Consider the following 12358-nt stretch of genomic DNA (forward strand, 5'->3'; position numbering starts at 1 on the left):
CATTGAGAAAACTAAAGAAGTGAAGAATGAAAGCAGTCGTTGGGAAGTGTTACACAGTTTTGCTTTTTGTATTATTTTTTTTGAGCCATGCATCGCACGCTTATGAAATCAAACATCTTGGTGTTGAAGATGGCTTAAGTAATGGTTATGTCAATGACTTTGAAGTGGATTCACTGGGTTATATGTGGATTGCTACATCAAATGGTCTGAACCGCCACTCCGGGTATGAAGTTCGCAACTATAGCTTTAATCAAAAGAAAAACAAATGGGGTAACAGGGTTATTGAGCTCATCAATCATGAAGGTGAGCTTTTTGTAATAAGCACTGGCGGTAGTATTTATAAGTACCAATATGAATATGACGATTTTTTAACCCTTGGTGAAGCCTATGAACATGAGTTTATTTCTGCTTGTCTGGTAGATGACAACCTTATGGTTATTGGCATGCTCAATGGTTTGTTGGTGTTCGATATCAATTCAAATCAATTTAGCGAAGTGATTTTTCCTGAGTTAACGTACAACCGTCACCTTAAAGTAAAAGATGGGAAGATTTATTTAGCTACATCGAAAGGTATTCATATCTTCCATTTTAATAATGGACAACTTACAAAGAGTAAAGTCTATTTGGAGAAGATGGATATTATTCACTTTGATATTGATGAGAGCAATCAGCTTTGGGTAGGTACTGAAAATGATGGCTTGTTCATTATTGATGAGACGGACAAGTTACATCACCCGGATTTATTTAGATCGGCTGACAGGTATAATACCGTTAGAAGTATTGCCTTTAATAAACAAGGAGAGGCAGTTGTTGCTGTAGACAGGTTAGGTTTATTTATTATGGATAAATCACATAAGGTCAAACAGCAACTTGCGCATGATCCGGATAATACAAATAGCATTCGGCAAAATAGTATTCATGATATTTACATCGATGAGTTTAATACCTATTGGCTGGCCTCAGGAGAAACCGGGATTGATATACTTTACAATAGTAATAAACCATTTAAGAATATAGCACACATTTTAAATGAGAAGAATAGTTTGCACAACAACAGTGTGCGCTCAATCTGTGAGGATAATTATGGTAATATTTGGTTTGGTACAGAAGATGGATTAAGTTGTTTGTCACCAAGCGGTGAATGGTCTACCTTTAATCGATTCAATCAGTTATCAGATATTCCGGTGTTGTCTATCTCAGGGTACCATAGGCATCTGTTGTTGGGAACATATGGTGAAGGAATCATTGAGTTTGATCCACTCAAAGGCTTATCAGATTCTAGGAAATTAATTGAAAAACCGCCTCATAAATTGGTATTTACCACTTTTGTTGACGATGATGAGGTCTGGATAGGGGGGACCGATGGCCCGGTTATGTGTTTTGTTGGTGGTAGACTGCATCAAACCTATCCGGTCGGAAGTGCCAAGTATTTTGTCAAGGGAAAAGATGAGACCATATACGTTGGTGGCATGAATGGTGTATTTGAGTTAAATAAGCGTAATGGTAGTCATCGAAGATTGACATATTCAACTGAAATAGCGAATAATGTACTTACTAATGTATATGGATTATTTTACGATGACAAACATAATTTGTGGATTGGCACTGATAAAGGTTTATTTGTCTATGATTTACAATCTAATGACGTTGAGCAATTAAATCCAGAAAGCAATAAGCAACTTGGAATCGTATACTCTTTGTTGGATGATAATTCCAATAATCTATGGCTGGCAGCCAGCACAGGGCTCTGGAAGCTCGACATGAATAAAAAACACTTTAGGCATTACGATGTAAAGGATGGTATTGTAGCTAACGAATTTGGTTTTGGAGCATCTGCCAAATTGAAGAATGGAGAACTGGCATTTGGAGGTCCTGATGGAGCCGTTATTTTTCACCCCGATAGCGTGAGGGAATATAACAATAGGGGCAAACTACGAGTGTCGGAATTTTTAATTAACGGTTTAAGTCCTGACACATTAACAGTATTGAAAGATGTGAATTATCTCGATGAGTTGGAGTTAAGCTATAATCAAAATTCACTGGCATTTACTTTTGAAGTGGTGGAATTGCATGGGCCGCGTAAAAGCAGTTTTGAGTGGCAGCTGGTAGGTTATGATGAGCAAGCGATTGTTTCATCGGATAAACGAAGAGCCAGCTATCGAAAAATTCGGCCTGGTACTTATCAATTGATTGTAAAGGCCATTTCTCCCGATGGTAAATACCTCGATTCGCAATACCGATTGGATATTAAGATTTTAAATCCATTATGGTTAAGGTGGTGGGCTTTTGTGGTTTATGTCTTCGTGATATTAGGTTTGTTAATACTTGTTATTATGACCAACCAGGCCAGGCAGAAACAACGCTTTAGTGATGAGAAAATACAGTTTTTTGTGAATGTGGCGCATGATATTCGTACGCCCATATCATTAATTCAGCTACTGGTTGAGCAGTTGCCGAAAGATGAGAAGAGTAAGGACGCCATTGAGTTAATTATGCGTAACGCCGGTAGTCTTAATGAATATGTTTCTCAGCTTCTGGAGTTCCAAAAAGCCGAACGTCAGAAGTTAAAACTAAAGGTGCAGAAGGTTGACTTGGGTAAACTACTTTACTCCATAAGTCGTGATTTTCAACCCCTACTGGAAAAACAATCAATGGATATCGAGGTGTCATCTCATGAAGTCAACCTATGGGTCGACAAAGTAAAAATTAGTCGTGTGTTTAATAATCTAATATCCAATGCCATTAAGTACGGTGAAGAAGGTGGGCATATTAAGGTGAAAACCCATTTGTTAGATGGAAAGCTCAGGATTGATTTTATCGATAATGGATTAGGCGTGCCCGAAAAGCAGCAGAAGCAGATTTTTTCCAGGTTCTCACGTGGTGAAAACGTACGCTTAAAAGGTATAGCCGGTACAGGCATCGGTTTAATGCTGGCCAAGCGCATTGTTGAGTTGCACCATGGAACGATTTGTCTGGAAAGTAAAGAAAACATAGGGTCCACATTTTCAGTTGAACTGCCCATGGGTTCGCAGCATTTTGTTAGTGATGAAATCATGCTGGAAGAGAGCCATGTTGATGAAGGACAGAAAGTAGCTGATATCATTGGTGAGAATAAACTCGTATTGCTGGTGGAAGATAACGATGATTTAAGGGCAACCATCAAATCGGAGTTGGCTAAGAACTATCGGATTATTGAGGCACCCAACGGAAAAGAGGGCTTGGTGTTAGCGGTTGAGAAAAATCCTGATCTCATCATTACCGATGTGATGATGCCACAAATGAATGGCAAAGAATTGTGCCAGGTGATAAAAAGTAATTTTAAAACAAGTCATATCCCTGTGGTGATGATTACGGCCTTAATTGGTGTTGACGATAAGGTGGAGGGATTGGAAGTGGGTGCCGATGCCTACGTGGAGAAGCCCTTTAGCATTGAAGTGTTAAAAGCCACCATTAATAACCTGTTGCGTACACGGCAGGCCCTCGGGCAGGTTGAGCAGTCTGGTGAAGAAAAGAAAGCAACGCATGCGTCACCCGATGAAGAGTTCTTGTCCAATGCGGTTCAGCTCATCAAAGAGAATATGACGGACCGTGATTTTACCATTGATGTGCTTTGTGAGCAATTGGGCTTAAGTCGTTCAAACCTCTTTCGCAAGTTAAAAGGCTTAACCGGTATGACACCATCTGACCTGATGATTAAGATCAAACTTAACCATGCCGTAGAGTTGTTTAAATCGGGTAAGAATATGCGCATTGCTGATATTGCCTACGAATCGGGCTTTCATGATCCCAAATATTTTAGCACGGTTTTCAAAAAATTCCATGGTAAAACACCCAAAGAGTTTATGGAAAGTCAGGGTTGATAGTCAACTACTGAAGTTTAAAATATGAATGCGGAGGACTTTTGTTTTATCCGCATTTTTTATGAGTCTATATTTTGTGTAAAAAGGATATTAGTGGATAACAAACTTAATGTTACATGTATAATTTATAGCATGTTTAAATTTGATAAGTGCAAGTGAATTAGTGTCTTATCTTGCTCGGTTGGAGATTCAACCTATCTGCACAGCATTCAAACCCTTGTTTTCTTATTGTTTTTCATATTGCAATCGTGAAAGTACATCATCGCGTAATCAATGGATGAATGTGAATATGTACTTCTAAAAATGAAATTGTCAATAACTATAAAGAAAAACGAGTAATATGAAGATTATCTATTTTGTCATCGCGTTGGTCATACTGGTGAGTGCCTGGGCATTGGCCGGACAAAAAAAAGATGACGTTTCTCAAAAAGTGATTAACGATTATAATTATATGATCGGCACACAAACAGTTGGGTCGAAATACAAATTCACCGAAGAATCCATGTTGGTGGAAACGGCACGACAGATAAAAGACATGGGCTCCAACTTGCTTAAGTTCTCGATGCATCCTCGTTATTGTACTGAGAATTATGGTTTACCCGAGAATAAAGAGATCACTTCTTTAACAAAACTGGCACAGCTGGAGCCATCGGTTAAAGAAGTGTTGAACATGGATTTTAAATATTACCACATTTGGGTGTATGGCTTTTCGCAATATTTACCCGAACCTGTTGGGCAGAAAAACGACACCACGCAAGTTAAGTTCATTGGTGGCTATGAAGATTGCTATGCTGAGGCATTGTATGATGAATTATACGATTTAACAACATACATGCTGAAGGAGTTTAACAACTCCGGTAAGGTATTTTACCTGGGTAACTGGGAAGGTGACTGGCACTTGCGTTGGGACTACGACCGTACAAAGCCAGCAGATGAAGCTACCTTGGAAGGTATCAAAAAGTGGTTTAAAATACGTCAAAAAGCCATTGATGATGCCAAGCGTGATACGGAATACCAAAATGTAGAAATATACCATTACATGGAGGTGAATTTGGTTCAACGTGGCATCGATTTGAATGATAAAGTGCTTACCAACTCTGTGTTAAAAGAGGTCAATCCTGATTATGTATCCTATTCAACTTACGATGTAACCAACCCGCCTAAAACAGAAGCTGAGTTGAACACGAAGCTTAAAACAGCTTTGGATTACATTGAATCGTATTTGCCTGCAAAAGAAGGACTCCCTGAAGGTAAGCGAGTTTGGATAGGCGAATATGGCAGCCCATTTATGAGTCATGGCGAAGATGTGCAGGATGAGCGTGCTAAATGGGTGATTAAAGCAGGCTTAGAGTGGGAGTCTCCATTTATTTTGTTCTGGGAAATGTATAACAACGAAATAAAGAAGGAAACTGGCGAACAAGTGGGCTACTGGATGATTGATGACGAGGGTAAGAAACAGCAAATTTGGTACACTCATAATAAGTTCTATAAAGAAAGTCAGCGATTTGTCAAAAGGTATTATAAAGAGCATAACCATGTACCATCCTTGGCAATATTTAAGGAAGCGGCTTTGAATTTTAATGCATTAAAATAGAGAACGATGAGAGCTTTAAACATCTTATTAGTTGTCATAGTTATATTGGGCCAGCTTAAGGCCCAAACAGTAGATGGAGAGATATTTGATAAAGCGCCTGAACTGGAAGACTATAACTTTGTTTGCGGAACTCAAGCCATTGGTGCTAACTATAAGTTTACCAAAGAATCGTTTATTGTTGAGCAGGCCAAACATATTCAAGGTATGGGCTCCAATATCCTGAAGATTTCAATGGGTAAAAATTATGCCAAATCTTACGGCATGAAACCGGCTTCAGGTATTAAAACAACACTAGATTTAATTAAGAAGAAAGAAGACTACCAGAAGGTCATGGATATGGATTTTAAATACATATTCGCCTGGGTTCATACGTTTACAGAAGCCAAATGGCAGGATGGCTTAACTTCAGAGGAGAAGTTGATGCTATATCGGGAGATGTATGAACTGACAGAGTATGTATTGAAAACCTACAGTGGGTCCGGCAAAACCTTTTTGTTTGGGAACTGGGAGGGCGATTGGTTGCTACACGGTTTGGGTAAACGAGACAATATTCCGTCCGATGAGAAGGTTCAAGGTATGATTGACTGGTTCAATATTCGTCAGATTGCAGTGGATGATGCTAAAAGGAATACACCTCATGAAGAGGTTGAGGTTTGGCACTATATTGAACTTAACCTTGTGACTAAAGGTCTAGAAGGTAAAAAATGCATTGTCAATAGTGTGCTACCACATACAAACCCTGATTTGGTGTCCTACTCCAGCTACGAAATCATCAAGAAGAAGCCAACCTACTTAGAGTTAAAGAAAGCCGTAGGCGAAGCTATGGACTACATTGAGAGTAAGTTAGCTGAGAAAGATGGGGTCCCTTTTAAACGTCGTGTATATATTGGCGAGTATGGCTATCAAACCAATGCCAATCAGGATGATGCTAAACAGCTCTTTCTGACTAAACGAATGATGAGAGTGAGTCTGGATTTGAATTTGCCTTTTGCATTGCATTGGGAGATGTACAATAATGAATACACAAACGCAGGAGTGTCCAAGGGGATGTCGATGATTAGTGAAGAAGGTAAAAAGAAGCCGGTTTATTATCTGCATCAGAATTTCTATTCAGAGATGAATGAGTTCTTGAAAACCTATAAAAATGAGCACAAAGTTTATCCAGAATATGAGGTCTTCAAAAAGAAAGGGATCGAAGTATTAGGTAAGCTCTAAACTGTAGATAGGTTATGAAGAAAATTCTATACATAATAATAGGTTTATTCTACGCTGTGAATATTAGTGCGCAGATTGATTTTTCCGGGGCTATATACTCTGTTAAAAGTGGCAATTGGTCCGACCCGGGCCTTTGGTCAGGTGGTTTTGTTCCGGGACCTGATGATGATGTGCGAATTGAAAATAATCATTCAGTATACATCGATGTACAGGGAAGCGTATCGGGAGAACGCATTGTACTATGCCGACATCTGAAAGTTAATCAGTCGGCAAGTTTAAGCATGGGGCATGATACCGATAATTTTGCCAAAGACCTGGTGATTAACGGTAGTATTGAGTGTCAAGGCACATTCTCATCTGGTCGAGTGCAGCCCGGTAGTTCGGGCGATGGTTCGTTATACAAATATAATAGTCGCATTTTCATGAATCTGCAGGATGTCACAACTTACATAACCGGTAAGGGTTATTTTCATCCGGGCACATTAAGTATGTTTAGTGATAGTGGCGAAAAAAATGTGTTGATTGATTTGTATAATCTGGTATGCGATGAAAACCTCGTTGTGAAGTCAAATAACAGGGTAATAGTAACCACCGAACGTTATTCGTATATCTATGTAAAAGGTACTCTTGGTTTAACAGGCAGTACCTATCAATGGAGCTCAGCAACAGCTAAAGCCAATTTAATTGTAAATGGTTTAATAGTCTGTAACGATATCAGTTTGTTTACTAAAAATCCAAGTAATGGAGAGAGCTCGTCCATCACCATTAATGATGGAGGCAGTATCTATACACTAATGATTAATAATGGTAATTTAAATAAGAAGTCGGAAGCCGCTGGCTTTACGCTTTCAATTGCGCAAAGCGGTTTATTGCGTTTAGGAGAAGGTATTAATTTTACCAATCTCACATTGGATAACCCCAATTTTAGCCTGGTAAATAATGGTGAGGTTCGTGTACATTATCGCGAAACCTTAACACCGCCTTCAGAGATTGTTAATCAGGTTAATCAGTACAAGCCATCGGTGAATAATGAGAAGGAAGCACTTCGTGATATATTTGGAGCTTCGCACATAGCTGGGTGGTATCACTTTACCGATAAACCGTTTATGACCGAAGGCTTGGACTACTATCAAGAGTTTGGTTCAACAGCCATTAAAACAACTTTGTCGGCAATTAACGGAAAGATGAGTTCGGCCTATCCGTTCAATCATACCTGGAGTAATGTAAATAGGGTGGTGGAATTATTGGATGTGCCGGAGATACAGGATTTATACAGTCGCTCTAATATCAAAACTCATACCTTTTGGGTGACTTCAAAAAATAAGGGAGATTATAAAGATGGACCCGATTTTCAGCATGCTTCTTATGTGAATGAAGAGCAGCAGTGGTACGAATTAACGGTAAAACTGCTCGAAACCTATGGACATCTGGATAAGACTTTCGTTTACCAAAACTGGGAAGGTGACTGGATGTTACGTGGTCAAGGTGTTTTATGGGAGAAAGATCCAGCACTGATACCAGATGATGTAGAATGGCAAATTGCAGGTATGGCACGTATGTTCAGGGCTCGTCAAAGAGGCACGGAAAGAGCACGAAAGGAATTTCCGGATGCCACGACAAGGGTAATGCATGGGATAGAGCTCAATAAGTTATGGATGCAAAAAGATGGGCAGAGATTAACCATGATGGATAATAACACCCCTTGTCTGGCAGCGGATGTGATACCGCATTGCCGCATTGACCTGGCCTCCTGGTCGGCCTACGATGGCGGATGGGAAAATAACGACTATCCATTTCCATCAGCCATGTGGACAGGGCTGGAGATGATTAATTACTTCACCACTTCAACAGGTGAGTATGGCGATCTGTCTGTTCAGATTGGTGAATTTGCCATCAACGAAAATGCTCCCTATTCGAGTCATAGTCGCTCACAAATTCGTACTAAATATGATAAGTTGTGTGGTTTGGCATTAGCTATGGATTTACCATATTTCTACTTGTGGAACTTATACTGCTCTGGTCAACAAGGTGCACCCGATGGATTTACCTGGGAAAAGGGTGTGGAATATGAAACTTCATTTTTATATGAATGGATGGATGGGAAATGGTTGATTGAACCGGATGGCACCTGGGGGCATGCAGCAGAATTCCTGATGGAACAGTTTGATACAACAACAAACGTAACTAATTTTGAAACGGAAAGATTATCCTATAAAATGACTCCTAACCCGGTAAGTGACTATGCAAAGGTGAAAGGGCTTAGAAATGCCCGGCTGAGCATCTACACACTTAGGGGACAATTACTAAAATCGTATAATAACTATAGCAGTGAACTTCTTGACATGAGTCAATTGCCAACAGGTACTTATGTGCTAATGATTAATGATGGGCTACAGTCGATTGCTTTAAAATTTATAAAACAGTAACTAAAAACATAATCTGATGAAAAAACTATTAATGTTATTATTGTTCTTGGTGCCAATAAGCCTGATTGCTCAAGAACTAAACATTTCAGGGAAGGTATTAGACAGAGAATCCAACCAACCACTTCCAGGGGTGACGGTGTATATAAAAGGCACTACCAATGGAACAATAAGTGGTACTTCTGGAGATTTTAATATTAAAGCTAAAAAAGCAGATGTTTTGGTCTTCTCTTTTATTGGGATGAAAACAAAAGAAGTAGCAGTGGGTGATGAGACCAACTTAACCATTTATATTGAACCAGAAATATCGGAATTGGATGAAGTAGTAGTGAGTGTAGGTTACTTTAATGTGAAGAAGAGTGACCTGACTGGTTCTGTGGCACAGGTCACCTCTCATCAGATGGAAAAAGTGCGCACAAATTCAGTAGAGCGCATGTTACAAGGACAGGTAGCTGGGGTGGTAGTTAACGAAAACTCCGAACCAGGTGGCGGTGTGAGTATCTCCATTCGAGGAACCAATTCGATGTTAGGAGGTACACAACCATTATACGTAGTTGATGGTATACCAATTGATCCGATTCAGGATGCTCAGGGGAACAGTAATTCTGGCCAGTCTCAGAGTTCCTTGAGTTTCCTTAACCCGAATGATATTGAGAAGATGGAAGTGCTTAAAGATGCTGCTGCAACAGCTATCTATGGAGCACGTGGTGCGAATGGTGTTGTGGTGATTACCACCAAGCAGGCTGATGGCAAAAGTACAAAAGACCAATTTTCTGTAACAGCCGATTTTGCCATGTCGGAGCTGAACCAGCAAATTGATGTGCTTAATGGACCTCAATTCGAAGGGTATATGAATCAGCGTACGATCAATCAATTGTATATTGATATTACCAATCCTGGTCGTGACGGAATGGTGTTTGATGGCACACAGGACTTAACACCGGAAAACTTTGAGGAGTTAGATGGTTATACTTTGCCTTACCCAACAACAACCGGTATTAATACTAACTGGCAGGATGAGGTGTATCGTAAAGCTTACTCAAAGGCTTTCAATGTGGCTTATCGTGGAGGTGACCAGAATAGTAACCTATCAGTTAGTTTGGGTTTGTCTGATAATCAAGGGGTGATTATCAATACAGATTACAAGCGTGCCACTTTTAATATGAATGGCATGCGCAAAGCCTTTAATAAAAAGGTGGAGATTTACTCCAAAACAAATGCTTCTTATGGCAAGGGAAGAGCGTCTTCAGTAGGGAATGGTCAAATGTATCAGGACCGAAGTGTGGTATCTAATGCTTTACGTTTTCAGCCAATATTTGACTTGTTAGAGCCAGGTCAGGATGATGATGTTTATGCTGACTTAAATGAAGGTCAAATCATGTCTAACCCTTATACGCTAGCTAAATATGTGGAAGATGAGAAAACAGCCATCACCTTTAATCAGGCATTATCTTTAGTTGGAAAAATAACACCACATTTAAGTGCTACTGCTAAGGGGGCAGTCAATTATCAAATGAGTCTACGAGATAGTTATTATCCTACTTTTACAACCCGAGGTCGCCGTAATAATGGTGAAGCAACACAATCCTATACTCAAAATATTAAAACATACGCCGAAGCCAACTTGCACTATGTGAAAAAGTTTGGTCAGCATAAAGTAGATGCAATTGTGGTCGGAACCTACGAGGTTAATAATATTAGATCCACTTTTAATAAGGCTTATGGATACGGTAGTGATATTACCACTTACTATACTTTTGAATCAGCAACCGATATCATGGTTCCTGTAACACGATTTACAAGAGTCGGGTTGTTATCTGGCCTTTTTAGAGTTGGTTATAGCTACAAAGGTAAGTATTATGTGGATGTCAATTCACGTATGGATAGCTCTTCCAAGTTTGCTGAAAACAAAAAGAGTGCTTTCTTCCCTTCTGTAGCCTTAGCTTGGAGAGCATCTGAAGAGCCATTCTTAAAAAATGTAGAATCTATTTCTAATCTTAAATTAAGAATGTCGTATGGTAAAACTGGTAGTAACCCTATCGCAGCTTTCCAGTCGTTGGGTGTGATGTCACCTATCCGTTACAATTTTAATGGTCAGGTTGTAGTAGGTTATTTTGAACAGAATTTGGCCAATCCTGACTTAACATGGGAAACAACTGATCAGTACAATGTTGGGCTTGACTTTGGTATGTTTAATTCGCGACTAAACCTAACCTTTGATGCTTATTACAAGCTGACACACGACTTATTGCAGCTAGTAAATCTACCTGCTTCAAATGGATATCCTTGGAGAACAGACAATTTTGGAGAAGTTGAGAATAAAGGTATTGAACTAACAATTGGTGGTGATATAATTAGAAATAAAGACTGGCAGTGGAACGTTCTGGGAACATTTAGTGTGAATCGAAACAAGTTAGTGAAGCTAAATTCTAATCTTGAACGTCAGTTAGGACCTGCGGTTGGTTATGATAAAACCTATCCATCTATGTTTATGGAAGGAAAACCTCTCGGTATTTTCTGGGGTGCTGAAACGGATGGTGTGTATGCCAATTGGGATGAGGCAGCAGCCAGTGGTATAAATGATGCTGCAGCAGGTGAGATTAAATACATCAACCACTCTGTAGATTATGATGAAGAAGGAAATCCATTGGATGTTCAAACCATCAATTTCGATGATTATGTGCAGATCGGTGATCCAAACCCTGATTTTACGGCTTCGATAAATAATACCGTAAGCTATAAAAACTGGGATTTAAGCATATTGTTTACCGGCCAAAAAGGTGGTGACATATTATGGGTTGATTCATGGCCTTTAAATGCTTTGAAGAAAAGTACCAATGTAGCTACTGAAGCTTATAATGATTCATGGATAGCACCATTGACTGTAACGCCCGTTTATGATGAGGTAACAGAAGACTATACCTACGAAGTGGCTTATAACCCAGCTGTTGGTCAAACAACAGGAGTAGCTAACCCGGCAGCTGCCACCGATGGTGGACAAAGAGCAATTGTATCTGACCGTCAGATTTATGACGGGTCGTTTATCAAATTAAAGAACATCAATGTTGGTTATACCTTCCGATTCAAAAACAAGAAAAGTCTGAGACTATATGCTTCAGGTCAGAATTTGTTTACCTGGACGAATTACCCTGGTTATGACCCTGAAGTTCAGGCTTTCAATAAAGATCCACAGCGAAGAGGCATTGACTTCGGAGCTTTCCCTGGAACGAGAAACTATGTGTTTGGTGTTAAACTTGATTTCTAAT

At 39.5% G+C, this 12358-nt stretch carries 5 protein-coding genes; all 5 read left to right on the top strand.

Annotation, left to right across the window (positions count from 1 at the left end; all coding sequences use genetic code 11):
* The first annotated feature begins 26 nt into the window (after positions 1–26).
* The 5 genes from KEM09_RS16985 to KEM09_RS17005 all read left to right on the top strand — a co-directional run bounded on the left by KEM09_RS16985 (position 27) and on the right by KEM09_RS17005 (position 12357).
* Positions 27–3860 (top strand): hybrid sensor histidine kinase/response regulator transcription factor, encoded by a 3834-nt coding sequence (locus KEM09_RS16985; RefSeq protein ID WP_212230103.1) that lies wholly within the window; start codon positions 27–29, stop codon positions 3858–3860.
* 340 nt (positions 3861–4200) lie between these two features.
* Positions 4201–5454 (top strand): hypothetical protein, encoded by a 1254-nt coding sequence (locus KEM09_RS16990; protein WP_212230105.1) that lies wholly within the window; start codon positions 4201–4203, stop codon positions 5452–5454.
* 6 nt (positions 5455–5460) lie between these two features.
* Complete coding sequence (locus KEM09_RS16995; protein WP_212230107.1) at positions 5461–6669, top strand: hypothetical protein; 1209 nt, start codon at positions 5461–5463, stop codon at positions 6667–6669.
* Between the two features lie 14 nt (positions 6670–6683).
* Entirely contained in the window at positions 6684–9095 is a 2412-nt protein-coding gene (locus KEM09_RS17000) for a T9SS type A sorting domain-containing protein (protein ID WP_212230109.1), read from the top strand.
* Positions 9096–9111: 16 nt separating this feature from the next.
* On the top strand, positions 9112–12357 hold the full coding sequence (locus KEM09_RS17005; protein ID WP_212230110.1) for a SusC/RagA family TonB-linked outer membrane protein: 3246 nt from the start codon (positions 9112–9114) through the stop codon (positions 12355–12357).
* The last annotated feature ends 1 nt before the right edge of the window (position 12358 follow it).

The organism is Carboxylicivirga mesophila, assembly GCF_018271975.1.
Classification (GTDB): Bacteria; Bacteroidota; Bacteroidia; order Bacteroidales; family Marinilabiliaceae; genus Carboxylicivirga; species Carboxylicivirga mesophila.